Here is a 16,216-nt window from a genome sequence, read left to right as displayed (position 1 = left end):
AATCGGCAACGTTGATTTGCCGCCCGGCGGAGGGGAAAAGTTGTGACACATCTCTCTTTTAGCGCACTCAGCGCGCCTTTCCCTGCGCAATCCTCAGGGGAAAAGGGGGCAACTCTCGGCGATTCGCCGTAATCATGGTAAAATCGGCTTTTTTACGTACCGGGATATTTGCGATGAACTCAACCACCCAGGAAAAGCTGCTGGCGCAGGCGGAACGCCTCTGCCAACAACGCAATGTGCGATTGACGCCGCAACGGCTGGAAGTGCTGCGTCTGATGACTCAGCAACCCGGTGCAATCAGCGCTTATGACCTGCTCGATCTGCTGCGCGTCGCCGAACCGCAGGCCAAGCCGCCGACGGTCTATCGCGCGCTGGATTTTCTGCTGGAGCAAGGGTTTATCCATAGAGTGGAGTCCGCCAACAGCTACGTGCTGTGCCACCACTTCGAACAGCCGATGCACACATCCGCACTGTTTATCTGCGACCGCTGCGGCCAGGTGACCGAACGCACTACCGAAGGCGTAGAGGAAACGCTGCAGAAGCTGGCGCAGGAAGCCGGATTTGCGCTGCGGCACAGCGTGGTGGAAGCGCACGGCCTGTGCGCCGGCTGCGTGGAGGTTGAGGCGTGCGACAGCAAGCATGACTGCGCCGAACACGATCACAGCATCGCCATCAAGAAGAAGTAAGACGAAGTCAGGTACCTCCCTGTACCTGCGGCCGGGGCGCCAGAGGATGAGAGCGACGCCGGCCTGCGCTGGGCAAGCCGCCTTCAATGGCGGCCCTGCAAATTACCAGCGGTGTTTGGTGTGATCTTCCCAGGCTTTCACCTCTTTCTCGGCCGCCTCTTTCTGGTAACCGTAGCGCTCCTGGATTTTGCCGACCAGCTGTTCGCGTTTCCCTTCGATGACCGTCAGATCGTCATCGGTCAGCTTGCCCCATTTTTCCTTCACTTTGCCTTTAAGCTGCTTCCAGTTACCGTCGGCTTGATCTTTATTCATCGTCTCTCCGTTAACCTGTGGTGAATCAGTGATCCCTGTCGCCGACCGGGGTTAACCAGAAATTTTCCTGGCCGATACGCCCTTCACCTTAAGGAATATCGCTCCCCATCATTCGCCAGCCACATGATTCATTCTAGTTAAACATGGAAACAAAAAAGCCAAATACCAGAATAAAAAACCATTAAGAAATAAAATAAAAATAAAAAACGCCAACAAACAACGAACTAAGCCGGGCAGAACCTGGCTGAAAACATGTAAGCAAACATGAATAAAAACATAAAATAAATTAATTATTAACCCAACAAAGCGCCCGGTTTAGCGTGCGGCAAACCAGCTGCCGTGCACCTGATGGCGGTGCCAAATCCAGCCCAGCGCCAGACCGCGCAGCGCCAAAAACACCGCCAACGCCAGCCAGAGCCCGTGGTTGCCAAGCAGCGGCACGCTGAACAGCGCCAGACCGTATCCTGCCGCGGCCACTGCCATGCTGTTGCGCATCTCGGCACCGCGCGTGGCGCCGATAAACATGCCGTCCAGCAAATAACACCACACTCCGACCAGCGGCAGGATGACCTGCCACGGTAAATAGTGGGCGGCCAACGCACGCAGCTCCGGCAAGGAGGTCAACGCCGCCACGATCTGCTGACCGGTAACGGCATACGCCAGGGCGAAGGCCAGCGCGACCAGCCCTGCCTGCCTGCAGGCCGCGTGCCACACCTTACGCAGCTGGCTGTCGTCCCGGGCACCGTAGGCGTGGCCCGAATGGGCTTCCACCGCATAAGCGAAGCCGTCGAGCGCATAGGCGGTGAACGTCAGCAGATTCATCAATACCGCGTTGACCGCCACCACGTCGCTTCCCAGGCGAGCGCCGAAGATGGTCAGCGATGCAAAGCACAGCTGTAGCAACAGTGAACGCAACATGATGTCGCGGTTAAGCGCCAGCAGCCGACGCAGATCGCCACGCCAGGCCTGGCGCAGCATCGGCAGGGTGATACCGCGCAGGCGCATCACCCGCCACGCCAGCCACAGGCCGAGCAGCAGCGTGGCGTATTCGGCGATGGCGGTTGCCGCCGCCGCCCCTCGCACGTTCCAGCCCAGGCCCATCACCAGCCAGATATCCAGCACGATGTTCAGCAGGTTGCCGACAATCAGCAGGATCACCGGCGCACGCACGTACTGCACGCCGAGCAGCCAGCCCAGCAGCACCAGATTAGCCAGCGCCGCCGGAGCACTCAGCCAACGAATCTCAAGAAAACGCCGCGCCTGTTCCAGCACCTCTCCATTGCCGCCGACAATCCGCAGCGCCAGTTCGATCAGCGGATAGCGCAGCAGGACGATCGCTCCCCCGGCCAGCAGCGCCAGCAGCAGCGGCTGCATAAAGGCGCGCGCCAGCGCCTGCGGGTTTTGTGCCCCCAGCGCCTGCGCCGCCAGGCCGGTGGTGCTCATGCGCAGGAACAACAGCAGCATGAACAGGAAGCTGGTCGCCACCGCGCCGATCGCCACGCCCCCCAGGTAGATCGGGCTGTCGAGGTGGCCGATCACCGCGGTGTCCACCAGCCCGAGCAGCGGTACGGTGATATTGGAGAAAATCATTGGCAGAGCCAGGCGCCACAGGGCTTTATCGGTGTCGCTGGTGAAGGCGGAAATCAAGCGCATGATGAGATGTTCCCGTAGCAGTGGCGAAAGGCAGGGTCAGAAACAAAAACGCCCCAGAACAGGGGCGATTGATACAAGAGGCGGCACTGAGGGTGCGACGGGTGCGACGATTAAATCCAGTCGCCGTTGCGGATCACGCCGACCGCCAACCCTTCGATAGTGAAATTCTGCTGGCGCAGATCGACCACGATCGGTTGGAATTCGTTGTTCTCCGGCAGCAGCTCGACCACGTTGCCGTGTTTTTTCAGGCGCTTGACCGTCACTTCGTCTTCGATGCGCGCCACCACGACCTGGCCGTTGCGCACGTCTTGCGTTTTGTGCACCGCCAGCAGATCGCCGTCCAGAATGCCGATGTCGCGCATCGACATGCCGTTCACCCGCAACAGGAAATCGGCGCTCGGTTTAAACAGGGAAGGATCCACCTGGTAGTGCCCTTCGATGTGCTGCTGCGCCAGCAGCGGCTCGCCGGCGGCAACGCGGCCAATCAGCGGCAGCCCTTCTTCTTCTTCCATCAACAGACGGATACCGCGCGAGGCACCGGAGACGATTTCGATCACGCCTTTGCGTGCCAGCGCCTTCAGGTGTTCTTCGGCGGCGTTAGGCGAGCGGAACCCCAGACGCATCGCGATCTCGGCACGCGTTGGCGGCATGCCCGTTTGCGAAATATGATCGCGAATCAGATCGTAGACCTCTTGCTGTCTGGTAGTTAGTGCTTTCATTCCGCCCCCTGTTTGTTTATACAGTCTTGCTGTGAGTATATACAGGTAAGCGCGGATTGGGAACCGAAGAATAAATAAAAATCAGTCAGTAGGCGCCTTTCGTCAGCCGAAATGCTGCCATAAGACCGTACCCCAAACGAACAGCGCCAGTACGATCGCCAGCGACACCGCCGCCGATCCCATGTCCTTGGCCCGCCCGGAGAGCTCGTGATGTTCGCTGCCGATGCGATCCACCACCGCCTCGATCGCACTGTTCAGGATCTCGACGATCATCACCAGCGCTACCGATCCGATCAATAAAATGCGCGCTATCGCACCCACATCCAGCCAGACAGCCAGTATGATAGCCAGAACGGTCACCACCAGTTCCTGGCGGAAAGCCGCTTCATGCTGCCAGGCGGCGGAAAGCCCTTTATAGGAATAGCCGGCGGCCTTGATGATGCGGGTCAGTCCGGTTGCTTGGTTTGCCATGTTTTCGTGCCTTTCTCAGAGGTCGGTCATAATAAAAAGAGTCTAGAACAGTCCGCGCTGACGGCTCTCGGTTTTCGAACACCACAGATCTGCTACCCGGTTTCTGGTATGCTTGCGGCGCATTGCTAACAAGAGGCTTCACGTTGTTTATGTCAGGTTGGCGTAAAATTTATTATAAAATATTGAATTTACCACTTAAATTGTTGGTAAGAAGTAAGGTCATCCCTTCAGATCCGGTTACCGAGCTAGGGTTGGATCCCTCACGGCCGATTTTGTATGTTTTACCTTACAATTCCAAGGCGGATTTGCTGACGCTGCGCACTCAGTGCCTGGCGCAGGATCTGCCCGATCCGCTCAACTCGCTGGAGATCGACGGCACCGTGCTGCCGAGCTACGTGTTCATTCACGACGGCCCGCGCGTGTTCCGCTATTACACCCCGAAAGAAGAGTCGGTAAAGCTGTTCCACGACTATCTGGATCTGCACCGCAGCAACCCGGATCTCGACATTCAGATGCTGCCGGTTTCGGTGATGTTCGGCCGCTCGCCGGGCCGCGAAGGCCACGGCACGCCGCACCTGCGTCTGTTGAACGGCGTGCAGAAATTCTTCGCCGTGCTGTGGCTCGGCCGCGACAGCTTCGTGCGTTTCTCCAACACCGTTTCGCTGCGCCGCATGGCCACCGAGCACGGTACGGATAAAACCATCGCGCAGAAACTGGCGCGCGTGGCGCGCATGCACTTCTCGCGTCAGCGCCTGGCTGCGGTAGGCCCGAGCCTGCCGGCCCGTCAGGACCTGTTCAACAAGCTGTTGGCGTCCAAAGCGATCGAAAAAGCGGTCGAGGACGAAGCCCGCAGCAAGAAGATTTCGCACGAGAAAGCCCAGCAGAACGCCATCGCGCTGATGGAAGAGATCGCCGCCGATTTCTCCTACGAAACCGTGCGCCTGTCCGACCGCGTGCTGAGCTGGACCTGGAACCGGCTGTATCAGGGCATCAACGTCACCAACGCCGAGCGCGTGCGCCAGCTGGCGCAGGACGGCCACGAGATCGTCTACGTGCCCTGCCATCGCAGTCACATGGACTATCTGCTGCTGTCCTACGTGCTGTATCACCAGGGCCTGGTGCCGCCGCACATCGCCGCGGGCATCAACCTCAACTTCTGGCCGGCCGGCCCGATCTTCCGCCGCCTGGGCGCGTTCTTCATCCGCCGCACCTTCAAGGGCAACAAGCTGTACTCGACGGTGTTCCGCGAATACCTCGGCGAGCTGTTCACCCGCGGCTACTCGGTGGAATACTTTGTGGAAGGTGGCCGTTCCCGCACCGGGCGTCTGCTGGAGCCGAAGACCGGCACCCTGTCGATGACCATCCAGGCGATGCTGCGCGGCGGCACCCGTCCGATCACGCTGGTGCCGATTTACATCGGTTACGAGCACGTGATGGAAGTGGGCACCTACGCCAAAGAGCTGCGCGGCGCCACCAAGGAAAAAGAGAGCCTGCCGCAGATGCTGCGCGGCCTGCGCAAGCTGCGCAATCTGGGCCAGGGTTATGTCAACTTCGGCGAGCCGCTGCCGTTGACCGCTTACCTCAACCAGAACGTGCCGCAGTGGCGCGAGTCGATCGATCCGATCGAAGCTCAGCGCCCAAGCTGGCTGACGCCGACGGTCAACGATCTGGCCGGCCAGATCATGGTGCGCATCAACAATGCCGCCGCGGCCAACGCCATGAACCTGTGTTCCACCGCGCTACTGGCTTCGCGCCAGCGTTCGCTAACCCGCGAACAGCTGGTCGAACAGCTCGAGTGCTACCTGCAGCTGATGCGCAACGCGCCTTACGCTCGTGACGTTACCGTGCCGACGCAAACGCCGAACGAGCTGCTGGATCACGCGCTGAACATGAACAAGTTCGAGGTGGAGAAGGACAACATCGGCGACATCATCATCCTGCCGCGCGAGCAGGCGGTGCTGATGACCTATTACCGCAACAACATCCACCACCTGCTGGTGCTGCCGTCGCTGATCGCCAGCATCGTGATGCATCATCGCCGGGTATCGCGCGCCGAACTGCTGCGTCAAATCGGCATGATCTACCCGATGCTGAAAGCCGAGCTGTTCCTGCATAACGACAAGGAACAGCTGCCGGAGGTGCTGCAGCCGTTGATCGACGAGTTGATCCGTCAACAGCTGATCTGCGACAAAGGCGACGAGCTGGTGCTGAACCCGGCGCGCATTCGCCCGCTGCAGCTGCTGGCCGCCGGGGTGCGCGAAACCCTGCAACGCTACGCCATCACCATGTCGATCCTCAGCGCCAACCCGAGCATCAACCGCGGCGCGCTGGAGAAAGAGAGCCGCATCATGGCGCAGCGTCTGTCGGTGCTGCACGGCATCAACGCGCCGGAGTTCTTCGACAAGGCGGTGTTCTCCACCCTGGTGGCGACGCTGCGCGAAGAAGGCTATATCAACGACAGCGGCGATGCGATACGCGAGCACACCCTTGAGGTGTACAACATGCTGAGCGATCTGATCACGCCGGAAATCAAGCTGACCATCGAAAGCGTCAACATGCCGGCAGAGACCAACGCCCTGCAGCAAGCCGACGCGGAAGAAGAGCAGGACGAGTGATGTCGTCCGGCACAGAAACACAAAAGGCACCCCTGGGGTGCCTTTTTTCTTGCTTTGCGAAACCGTTACGCCGGCAGATAGCTCAGCGCAATGCCGATAAATACCACCAACCCGACATAGTTGTTCTGCAGGAAGGCCTTGAAGCAGGCTTCGCGCTCGCGGCCGGCGATCTGTTTCTGCTGGTGAATGAACAGCGCGCCCGCCAGCAGCAGCGACCAGTAAAACGCCCCGCCGAGCTGCGCCAGATAACCGACCCACACCAGTAGCAACAGCGTCACGAACTGCAGCAGCCCGACGATCAGCTTGTCATAACGGCCGAACAGGATAGCGGTGGATTTGATGCCGATCTTCAGATCATCGTCGCGATCGACCATCGCATACAGCGTGTCGTAGGCCACCGTCCAGCAGATGTTGGCCAGCAGCAGCAGCCAGCAGCTGAGCGGCAGCGATTCGCTGACCGCCGCATAACCCATCGGAATGCCCCAGCCGAACGCGGCGCCCAGCACGAACTGCGGCAGGTTGGTCACCCGCTTCATGAACGGATACACCCAGGCCAGCGCCAGCGCCGCCAGCGACAGCCAGATGGTCATCGCATTGAGCGTCAACACCAGGCAGAACGAGATCAGCACCAGCACCGCGAACAGCACCTTCGCCTCTTTCGCGCTCACCCGGCCGCTCGGCATCGGCCGCCCGGCGGTGCGTTTCACGTAGCCGTCCACCGCACGATCGGCATAGTCATTCACCACGCAGCCGGCAGCGCGCATCAGGAACACGCCGAGCACGAACACCAGCAAAATCGACAGCGACGGCACGCCTTTCCCGGCCAGCCACAGCGCCCACAGCGTCGGCCACAGCAGCAACAGCGTGCCGATCGGTTTATCAATGCGCATCAAATGGCTGTAAGCCCGCCATTTACTTTGAGTCACGCTTCCCTCCAAGGTCTTGCTCTCCTCTCTTATGCAGGAACCGCTGAATACAGCGGTGAAGCCGGTAAAAACAGTTCGGTCAGCAACAGCGGTTTGCCCGCCAGCCGCAGCCGTGAACGGCGCGCCCACAGCGCATCCTGTCGGCCGATATGGATATAGTCGCGGGTCAGATCGCCGCTGCTGAACAGGTAGCGTCCCAGCGGCAGCGTGCCCAGATCCACCAGCGCCTGGTCGGGGCCGGTCAGCGTATTTTCCGGGATCACCGTGCGCCCCAGCAGCCAGGGCTGGTCGTCGCCCAGCAGCACCACTTCGCGCAACCAGTAGCGCGGGCTGTCGGGCAGGTGGTTCGCCTCGTCGCCCAGCGCCTCGCGCGTGACGAAGCATTCGCGCTGCGGTTCGACGCGCACCTTGGCGCAATGGCGTTCAAATCGGCGGGTCATGGAGCCTAACTCCATCAGCCAGTCGCTGACGGCGGCGGGCGCCGGAGGATCCTGTTCGGACAACCACTCCAGCGGCGGCAGGATGGAATCCCTGATGCCAGACATTGTTTTACTCCTCGCCTGAACCGCGGCCGGTACGGCGCGCCAGACGATACAAACTGTTAACAGGCCCCCATTGTAGCGCAGAAATACGAAAGCGGCAGGCTGATTCGTGGCGAAAACGGCGGTGGCTTCCGCCGGAAAAACCGGGCTCCTGTCATCTTTTTGCCATCCGCGTTCTCTATCTTCGTTCCCCGGCACGATGACGATTCTGTGATCGCCTGCAAAGTTTCATCTTTGTCGCGTTGTTTTATCTACGCGCGTAGATACTCTGACACCGCAGCGTTGAATCGCCATGCGTCCGACATCATTTGTCGGCACACCTTTGTTGCCGGCACCAGGGAAACCATCTTTAACCGCGCCCCTCCGGGCGCAGAACAAAAGAGGATAGCACTGCCATGAGCGAAACAACGCTTGCCACTTCACAGACCGCCGACGCCGCGCTGGCGGCCGATGAACGCCTGGCAACCAAAGAGGGGCGCAGCCAATTTTGGCGCGCCACCTTCTCCTGCTGGCTCGGCACCGCCATGGAATACGTCGATTTCGCGCTGTACGGCCTGGCGGCCGGCATGGTGTTCGGCGACGTGTTCTTCCCCGAGGCCACGCCGCTGGTCGCCCTGCTGGCCAGCTTCGCCACCTACTCCGTCGGCTTCGTTGCGCGGCCGATCGGCGCGCTGGTGTTCGGCTGGATCGGCGATCGCAAAGGCCGCCGCGTGGTGCTGATCACCACCGTGGCGCTGATGGGCCTCTCCACCACGCTGATCGGCCTGATCCCGTCCTATGCGCAAATCGGCGTTTGGGCGCCCACCTGCCTGGTGATCCTGCGCTTCGCGCAGGGGTTCGGCGCCGGCGCGGAGCTGTCCGGCGGCGCGGTGATGCTGGCGGAATACGCGCCGGCCAAACGGCGCGGGCTAGTGGCGTCAATCATCGCCATCGGCTCCAACAGCGGCACCCTGCTGGCGTCGCTGGTGTGGCTGCTGGTACTGCAGCTCGACAAGGAAGACCTGATGAGCTGGGGCTGGCGCATTCCGTTCCTCGCCAGCATTCTGATCGCCGGCGTGGCGCTGTACCTGCGCCGCCACGTGCGGGAAACGCCGGTCTTCGAGCGCGAGCTGCAGCAAAACCACCAGCGCATGCTGGACGCCGCCCAGGCCGCACCGGATACGCGCAGCTACCTGCAGCGCACCAAGGCGTTCTGGGTGATGCTCGGCCTGCGCATCGGCGAAAACGGCCCTTCCTACCTGTGCCAGGGCTTTATCGTCGGCTATGTCGCCAAGGTGCTGATGGTCGATAAATCGGTGCCGGCGCTGGCGGTGTTGATCGCCTCGCTGTGCGGTTTTCTGGTGATCCCGCTGGCCGGCTGGCTGTCCGATCGCTTCGGCCGCCGCATCACCTACCGGTGGTTCTGCCTGCTGCTGGTGCTGTACGCCTTCCCGGCGTTCTGGCTGCTCGACAGCCGTGAACCGGCTATCGTCATCTCGGTGATCGTGGTCGGCATGTGCATCGCGTCGCTGGGGATCTTCGGCGTGCAGGCGGCCTATGGCGTCGAACTGTTCGGCGTGAAGAACCGCTACTCCAAAATGGCGTTCGCCAAGGAGCTCGGTTCAATCCTCTCCGGCGGTACTGCGCCGCTGATCGCCACCGCGCTGCTGTCCGGTTTCGGTCACTGGTGGCCTGTCGCCGCCTATTTTGTTGTAATGGCGGGCATCGGCTTAATCACCACCTTCTTTGCTCCCGAAACCCGCGGCCGCGATCTCAACCTGCCGCAGGATGCCGCGTAGCGAGAAGGCGAACAGGACCTCAATGTGGATAATCACTCCGCGCGACGCGTTACCCGCGCCGACGTGGCCCGCGTAGCGGGCACCTCCGTCGCCGTGGTCAGCTATGTGATCAACAACGGCCCGCGCCCGGTGGCGGAAGCCACCCGGTTGCGCGTGCTGGCGGCGATCGAGCAGACCGGCTACCGGCCGAACGACATCGCGCGGGCGCTGGCCTCCGGCAGCACGCAAACCTACGGGCTGGTGGTGCCGGATATTTCCAACCCGTTCTTCGCCACCCTGGCGCGGGCGCTGCAGCAGGAAGCCTTCAGCCGCGGCCGCGTGCTGCTGCTGGGCGACGCCGGCGACGATCGTCAGCGCGAGTATGAGCTTATCAACAACCTGCTGCGCCGCCAGGTCGACGGCCTGCTGTACACCAGCGTCGATCGCCACCCGTGGTTCGATCTGATCCGCGCCTCCGGCACGCCCTGCGTAATGATAGACACCATCGACAGCCAGGCCGGCGTCTGTGCCATTCGCGTCGACGAGCGCGACGCCGCCTGCCAGGCAACCCGCCATCTGCTGCAACACGGCTATCGCGACATCGGCATTTTTATCGGCCCGCTGACCATGCTCAACGCGCAGGATCGCCTGAACGGCTGGCGCGATGCGCTGCAGGAGGCGGGCATTGCGCCACGCGACGAGTGGATTTTCGAAGTACCCTACACCCGCCAGGGCGGTTACCAGGCCACCCAGCGCCTGGTGCAAGGCCCACGCCCGCGCGCCGTTTTCACCTCTAACGAGCAGCAGGCGCTCGGCTGCCTGTCGGCGCTGGCGGAGCATGGGCTGCGCGCGCCGGACGATCTGGCGCTGATCTGTTTTAACGGCACGCAGCAATCCGAATTCAGCGTGCCGCCGCTCAGCGCAGTCGAGCAGCCGATCGACGCCATGGCCAAGCGGGCCATCGCCATGATGGCCGCCGGTGCCGCGCCCGCCGAGCTGCATGAATTCGCTTTTCAACTGCGCATCCGCCATTCCTGCGGCTGTTAGCGGTTTTTCAGGACACCTTATATGCGTTTAATCATTGATTGCGATCCCGGCAACGGCGTTCCCGGCGCCAACGTCGACGACGGCCTGGCGCTGGCCCTGGCGCTGGCGGCCAAACCGCAGCTGCAGCTGGAGCTGATCAGCATCGTGGCCGGCAACACCCCGCGTGAAGTGGGTTTCGCCGTCGCCACCGAGCTGCTGGCGCAGAGCGGCTATCAGGTGCCGGTCGCCCTCGGCGCGGCGCGCGCCCTGAGCGAGCCGCCGGAGCCGTGGCGCGCGCATCTGGACCGCCCAATCGCCGATCCGAAGCTGGCGGCGCTGTGGCGTGACCTGCCCGCGCCCTCGCTGGCCAACGCGCCCGCACCGGACGCCGCCATCGCCATCGGCGAACTGATCTGCCGGCATCCCGGCGAGATCACGCTGGCGGCGATCGGCCCGCTGACCAACGTTGCGCATGCCATGCAGCTTTACCCGCAGATGGCGCAGGCGGTGAAAGAGATTGTGATCATGGGTGGCGTGTTCAACGTCGACGGGTACATCAAGGACACCAATTTCGGTTTGGATCCGGAAGCGGCGCGGCTGGTGTTGAACAGCGGCGCCACCATCACGCTGGCACCGCTGGATGTCACCACTCAGACCATGCTGACCCAGGCGGATCTGGCCGCGTTGACCCAGCCGGATACCCCGCTGTGCCGCTATTTACGCGCCACCACGCGGCCATGGATCGACTATTCACGCCATACGCGGCACCTGCCGGGCTGTTGGATCCATGATGCGTTGGTGATCGCCTGGCTGCTGGCGCCGCAGCTGGTCACCACCGAGATGTTCCATGTAGATGTGGCGCTGGAAGGGGCGTTGACGCGCGGCAGCTCACGCCGCTGGCGGCCGGACAGCCTGCGCCTGACGGTCGGCATGCCGGCGCAGCAGGGCAAGCCGGTGCGTGTCATGCAGCAGGTAGACAACGCTCGTCTGTTGGCGTTGATCGGCGCAACGCTGGCCCGCGGATGAAAAAAGGTGCGCCAAAGCGCACCAATCATCGAGCCAGCATCGGCAGCGCCGGGTGTTACCCCTTGCCTTTAACGCTGCTGATAAACGTTTTACGCGCGGTGGTCGAGCCCAGTTTCTCGGCCTCATTCATCAGTTTCAGCGCCTTGTCGATATCGCCCGCCTTCACCGCCTGTTTGATGCCGTTATTAAAGTAGCTTTCGGTATCGTTGAGCATCGGCTCCGCCGGTTTCTCCGGCGCCGGTGCTGGTGCAGCCACGGCGGCAGGGGCGGTCGAGCCCACCACCACCGGCGCCACGGTCGGCGCAGGCTGCAGCATGCCGATCATCACGTTGCCGGTGCCCTGTTCAGCGGTAACCTTAAGCTTCAGCGTGCCGGTCGTCGCGTGGCCGGCGATCGGATCCGGGATATCCGGCACCGCGTTGCCCACGCCCTGCGCATAGGCCTTGGCCGGGTTAGTCAGCTGCGTGGTTTTCGCCAAGTCCTGACGAGTGGTGTACACCAACAGGTAAATCTGTTTTTGACCGAGCGCCGGCGTCAGTTTCAGCGTGCCTTCGAGGCGATCGGAGGACATCGCCCCCGGCGGCTGGTAAGGGAAGTAGCTGCTCGGGTAATACGCCGCCGGGCGCAGATGCTCGTCCAGCACCAGCACGCTCGGCGCATACAGCGAATTGTTTTTGGCAAGGCTGCTCAGCGTCACTTCCAGCGAACCGCGATCGGCCGGCAGCGTATAGGCGGCGATCGCCCCCTGAATCTCGCCCTGATTGAGTTGCGGGCTGACGGCGTCGAGCTTCACCTCTTGCGACACCGGCGGCTGCAGCGGCTGCCACGGCAGGCTTTGCAGCGTGGCGGCGCTGATGGCCGGCGCGACGGAAACGTTGGCCGGCGTCTCGGCGTTGGCCGCCAAAGGCGCGCCGACGGTCAGCGCCAGCGACAGGCAGAGTGACAGCAGATTCTTTTTCATCGTTATATCCTCTTTCAGCGCCACGGCGAATCAGGCAAGAGATCCGGCCGCGGCAAATGCGGTTGGGGGAGAGCCTGCAGCCCTCCCCGTCCTGTCGTCGTTACCACCAAATTTCCATCTGGGCGCCGAAGGTGACTTCGTCATCCTTGCCGCGGCTGAAGGTATGCATGCTGGTGTCGTTGTATGCGGTGCCGGCGTTATACCCGGTGTCGTCGCCGGTGGCGTAGCCCCACTTCTCATCCCACTTGGCGTAGGTGGCGAACAGACGGATGGCCGGACGCGACCAGATGCTGTTGCCCGCCTGCCACTGCTGCGCCAGGGTCACTTTATACTGGCCGTTGCGATCGCCGGTGCGCTGGGATTTGACGTTGTCGTAGCCCGCTTCCAGCAGAGTGCTCATGATCGGCGTCCATTTGTACATCGGGCGCACGCCCACGGTGTACCAGGTGGTGCCGTTGTTGTTGTCGCGGTCGATGTCCTGGAACATGGCGACGTACATCATGGCCCATTGATCGTTGAAGTCGATGGCGCCGTGATCCAGCACGCGGATCATCTTGCCGTTGTTATCGATGGTGGCGCCCTGGCTGCGGCCGTTGTTCTGCGAGGTCATCGAGTCGGTGGCGTACTGCACCACAAACTTGTTGTAACCGCTCAGGATGCTCTGCGTGTGTTCCGCGGTGAACATCCAGCCGTCTTTGCTGGCGCCGTCGGCCAGATGGTAGTGATCCTGCGCATTGGCACGGCCATAATCCACACCCAGCTCCAGGGTGCCTCCCGGGTTCAGTTCCAGCCCGGCCAAGCGCACGTCGAAGGTATCGTTAACGGTCGGGCGCTGTTTCCATTCGTTATCCAGGTAGCCGTAAGAACCGCCGGACTCCGAGTTGCGGGTCACGGCGGCGGACAGCTTGCCGAAGCCCAGATCGATGTTTTCCAGACCGGCGCCCGGGCCGGAGATATCCCAGTAGTAGAAGTCGATCATGTGAACGTCATGACGCTGATAGAAGCGCTTACCGGCCCACAGCGTAGAGCCCGGCAGCCAGTCGATCAGGTTTTTACCCTGCACGTTGACTTCGCGGAAGCCCGGGGTCACATCTTCCCAGTCGGAACGTTGCGAGACCGAATAGGCCAGGTTGGTGTCGAAATAGAAGCTCTTGTCGCCTTCTTTCCACACTTCCTGCCCCAGCTTCAGCTCGGCATAGGTTTCGCATTCGTTGCCGAGACGGTATTTGCTCGCGGCGCCGGTGGCCTTGAAGCACTGTTGCTCACCGCCGCTACCGGTCCAGCCGATGCCGGAACGGGCATAACCGTGAAAATCCACGGCCAGCGCCTGAGTCGAGAGAACACCGGCGGCGACAGCCAGTGCCAGAGGAAGTTTGCGCAGAGTAGTCATCATTATTCTCCTGTTATACCGACTTTGGTGCTTTAAACGCCCGGCTCCTGGTGCAGCCGTTTACATGCCGTACCGTCTTCACGGAACAGGTGGCAGCGGTGAGGCGGCAGGCCGATGGCGAATGTGGCACCTTCTTCTACCAGCACCACGTCATTCTGGCGGTACACCAGGTTTTGACGGATGGCCGGGATTTGGATGTGGATTTGCGTCTCGTTGCCGAGCTGCTCCACCACCTGTACGTCGCCGGTAAGCCGCACTTCTGAGGCTTCGCCGGGCAGCAGATGTTCAGGGCGAATGCCCAGGGACAGGTTGGCGCCGGGTTGAACGCCCGCGCCTTCCACCGGCAGCCAGACCAGCTGGCGGTTGGGCAGTTCGACCTGCACCTGTTGCGGCTGCGCCGCGGTCACCTTGACCGGCAGGAAGTTCATCTTCGGCGAGCCGATAAACCCGGCGACGAAGCGGTTGGCCGGGTAGTGGTACAGTTCCAGCGGCTTGCCGACCTGGGCCACGCGACCGGCGTCAAGCACCACGATCTTGTCGGCCAGCGTCATCGCTTCGACCTGATCGTGGGTGACGTAAATCATGGTGCGCTGCAGGCGCTTGTGCAGACGGGAGATCTCGATGCGCATCTGCACCCGCAGCGCGGCGTCGAGGTTGGACAGCGGTTCGTCGAGCAGGAACACGTCCGGCTCGGCCACCAACGTGCGGCCGATCGCCACGCGCTGACGCTGCCCGCCGGACAGCGCCTTCGGCCGCCGATCGAGCAGGTGCGCCAGCTGCAGCACCTCAGAGACCTGGTTTACCCGTTGATTGATTTCCGCTTTCCTGGCGCCGGCCAGCTTCAGGCCGAACGACATGTTGTCCGCCACCGACAGGTGCGGATACAGCGCATAGGATTGGAACACCATGCCAATGCCGCGCTCGGAAGGCGGCACCTCATTCATGCGTTTCTCGCCGATCAGCAGCTCGCCGGAGGTGATGTCCTCCAGCCCGGCGATCATGCGCAGCAGCGTCGATTTACCGCAGCCCGACGGCCCGACAAACACCACAAACTCGCCGTCTTCGATGGTCAGATTGACGTCTTTGGAAATCACGGCCTCACCGAAGGCCTTATAAACGCTGCGCAGTGTGACGCTAGCCATGCGTTACTCCCCTGCTTTCGCAGTTAACATGTCGTGTGAAAATGGCGGAGGCAAAGCCCGCCAAAACCCATTGATGACCCTCTTGCTGCGCGCCGTGCTGCCATGCCAACGGCAAGGTCGCCTCAGACGGCGCGGCCGCCTGAGTATAAGGCTGCAGGTTTATCAGCGCTTCAAGGCATTGATCCTGATGGGTAATAAGTAAGCGCACCACGCCGTCTCGCTGGCTGACCGCGCTCAGCTCGCCGCGCTGGATGAGCGGCGAACGGCGCAGGGCCAACAGCGCCTGGCAGTAACGTAAGGTGGAGTGGCTGTCGTGCTGTTGGCGGCTGATGGCCAACGCGCGGTGTTCGATCGCCACCTGCTGATACCAGCTGATTTCGCCGGCGGTGACCTGTTCGGGGGCCTCATGCCACGGCATCGGCGTTTGCGCGCCACGCGGATCCTGCAGGCCGGCGGCATGCGGCAGCCCCAGCTCTTCACCCTGATACAGGCAGATCGGCGCCGGCAACATCGCCAGCAGCGTCAGAAAGGCGGCGGCGGAGCGCAAATCGCCCTGCCCCCAGCGGCTGACCACTCGGGGCTGATCGGCGTCGCCGGTGCTCCACAGGCTGTCCGCCAACGAGGCGCGGCGGGCATGCAGCACCGCTACCAGCTTCTCCGCGCTGAACGGCATCACGTCCAGCGCCAATGCGCCGTGGGCGAACCGCTGCGGCGCGGCCGCATTGCGAACGCGGTTAACTTCATCGGCGTACCACAGCGTCAGCCCTTCGCCCGTCACCGCCGCCTCGGTCTCCGGCGCCAGCGTCTGCGGCAGCAACAGGCCGTCGATCGACAGCGCTTTCAGGTACGGCAGCGCCGCCAGCATGCCGTGCGCGTCGCCCACGCCGTCCCCGTTTCCATCACGGAAACTGGCCGGATGGATCCGGTACAGGCTGGGCTGAGTGGCGATAGGCATTGACGACATAAATCCGGTATCCCTGCTGCGCGTGG

General features: G+C 62.2%; 15 protein-coding genes. 5 read left to right on the top strand and 10 right to left on the bottom strand.

Annotation, left to right across the window (positions count from 1 at the left end; translation table 11 throughout):
* The first annotated feature begins 173 nt into the window (after positions 1-173).
* Positions 174-686 carry a zinc uptake transcriptional repressor Zur gene (gene zur / locus GF111_RS15210; protein WP_015379223.1) on the top strand — a complete coding sequence of 171 codons (513 nt, stop codon included), beginning with the start codon at positions 174-176 and terminating at the stop codon, positions 684-686.
* A 102-nt stretch (positions 687-788) separates the two neighbouring features.
* Here the strand turns inward: zur and GF111_RS15205 are convergent, their stop codons facing one another.
* The 4 genes from GF111_RS15205 to GF111_RS15190 form a co-directional block, all read right to left on the bottom strand.
* On the bottom strand, positions 789-998 hold the full coding sequence (locus GF111_RS15205; protein ID WP_004936743.1) for a CsbD family protein: 210 nt from the start codon (positions 996-998) through the stop codon (positions 789-791).
* Positions 999-1,313: 315 nt separating this feature from the next.
* A complete protein-coding gene (gene dinF / locus GF111_RS15200) occupies positions 1,314-2,651 on the bottom strand; it encodes an MATE family efflux transporter DinF (protein WP_147190285.1) in 1,338 nt (445 codons plus the stop codon).
* Between the two features lie 110 nt (positions 2,652-2,761).
* Positions 2,762-3,370 carry a transcriptional repressor LexA gene (gene lexA, locus GF111_RS15195; protein WP_025160136.1) on the bottom strand — a complete coding sequence of 203 codons (609 nt, stop codon included), beginning with the start codon at positions 3,368-3,370 and terminating at the stop codon, positions 2,762-2,764.
* Positions 3,371-3,472: 102 nt separating this feature from the next.
* Entirely contained in the window at positions 3,473-3,841 is a 369-nt protein-coding gene (locus GF111_RS15190; protein WP_038874325.1) for a diacylglycerol kinase, read from the bottom strand.
* Between the two features lie 149 nt (positions 3,842-3,990).
* Here GF111_RS15190 and plsB point away from each other — a divergent pair, with 149 nt between their 5' ends.
* Complete coding sequence (gene plsB, locus GF111_RS15185; protein ID WP_047729736.1) at positions 3,991-6,456, top strand: glycerol-3-phosphate 1-O-acyltransferase PlsB; 2,466 nt, start codon at positions 3,991-3,993, stop codon at positions 6,454-6,456.
* Positions 6,457-6,521: 65 nt separating this feature from the next.
* Here plsB and ubiA read toward each other — a convergent pair whose 3' ends face one another.
* Entirely contained in the window at positions 6,522-7,394 is an 873-nt protein-coding gene (gene ubiA / locus GF111_RS15180; protein WP_038874326.1) for a 4-hydroxybenzoate octaprenyltransferase, read from the bottom strand.
* A gap of 17 nt (positions 7,395-7,411) precedes the next feature.
* Positions 7,412-7,927: a chorismate lyase gene (gene ubiC, locus GF111_RS15175; protein ID WP_047729735.1), complete on the bottom strand. Its 516-nt coding sequence runs from the start codon at positions 7,925-7,927 to the stop codon at positions 7,412-7,414.
* Between the two features lie 392 nt (positions 7,928-8,319).
* On the opposite strand from ubiC, the gene GF111_RS15170 reads away from it, so the two are divergent.
* From GF111_RS15170 to GF111_RS15160, 3 genes are read left to right on the top strand one after another with little or no spacing between them, the layout of a single operon-like run.
* Positions 8,320-9,702 (top strand): MFS transporter, encoded by a 1,383-nt coding sequence (locus GF111_RS15170; RefSeq protein WP_047729734.1) that lies wholly within the window; start codon positions 8,320-8,322, stop codon positions 9,700-9,702.
* A gap of 24 nt (positions 9,703-9,726) precedes the next feature.
* Positions 9,727-10,728: a LacI family DNA-binding transcriptional regulator gene (locus GF111_RS15165; protein WP_047729733.1), complete on the top strand. Its 1,002-nt coding sequence runs from the start codon at positions 9,727-9,729 to the stop codon at positions 10,726-10,728.
* Between the two features lie 21 nt (positions 10,729-10,749).
* A complete protein-coding gene (locus tag GF111_RS15160; protein ID WP_047729732.1) occupies positions 10,750-11,733 on the top strand; it encodes a nucleoside hydrolase in 984 nt (327 codons plus the stop codon).
* 55 nt (positions 11,734-11,788) lie between these two features.
* Here the strand turns inward: GF111_RS15160 and malM are convergent, their stop codons facing one another.
* The 4 genes from malM to GF111_RS26755 form a co-directional block, all read right to left on the bottom strand.
* Positions 11,789-12,694, bottom strand: coding sequence for a maltose operon protein MalM (gene malM, locus GF111_RS15155; RefSeq protein ID WP_038874335.1), 906 nt, complete (start codon positions 12,692-12,694; stop codon positions 11,789-11,791).
* A 100-nt stretch (positions 12,695-12,794) separates the two neighbouring features.
* Positions 12,795-14,087, bottom strand: coding sequence for a maltoporin (locus GF111_RS15150; protein ID WP_048234809.1), 1,293 nt, complete (start codon positions 14,085-14,087; stop codon positions 12,795-12,797).
* A gap of 29 nt (positions 14,088-14,116) precedes the next feature.
* The gene (gene malK, locus GF111_RS15145) at positions 14,117-15,226 is read right to left on the bottom strand and encodes a maltose/maltodextrin ABC transporter ATP-binding protein MalK (RefSeq protein ID WP_038874339.1); all 1,110 of its coding nucleotides are present in this window, start codon (positions 15,224-15,226) and stop codon (positions 14,117-14,119) included.
* Positions 15,219-16,190, bottom strand: a complete 972-nt coding sequence (locus GF111_RS26755; RefSeq protein WP_038874389.1) for an alpha-amylase family glycosyl hydrolase — start codon at positions 16,188-16,190, stop codon at positions 15,219-15,221. Before GF111_RS26755 ends, malK begins: the two co-directional genes overlap by 8 nt.
* Positions 16,191-16,216: the final 26 nt, after the last annotated feature.

This window comes from Serratia sp. HRI, from assembly GCF_010119335.3.
In the GTDB taxonomy this organism is placed as follows: domain Bacteria; phylum Pseudomonadota; class Gammaproteobacteria; order Enterobacterales; family Enterobacteriaceae; genus Serratia; species Serratia nevei.
This window is presented reverse-complemented; position numbering and strand designations above follow the sequence as displayed.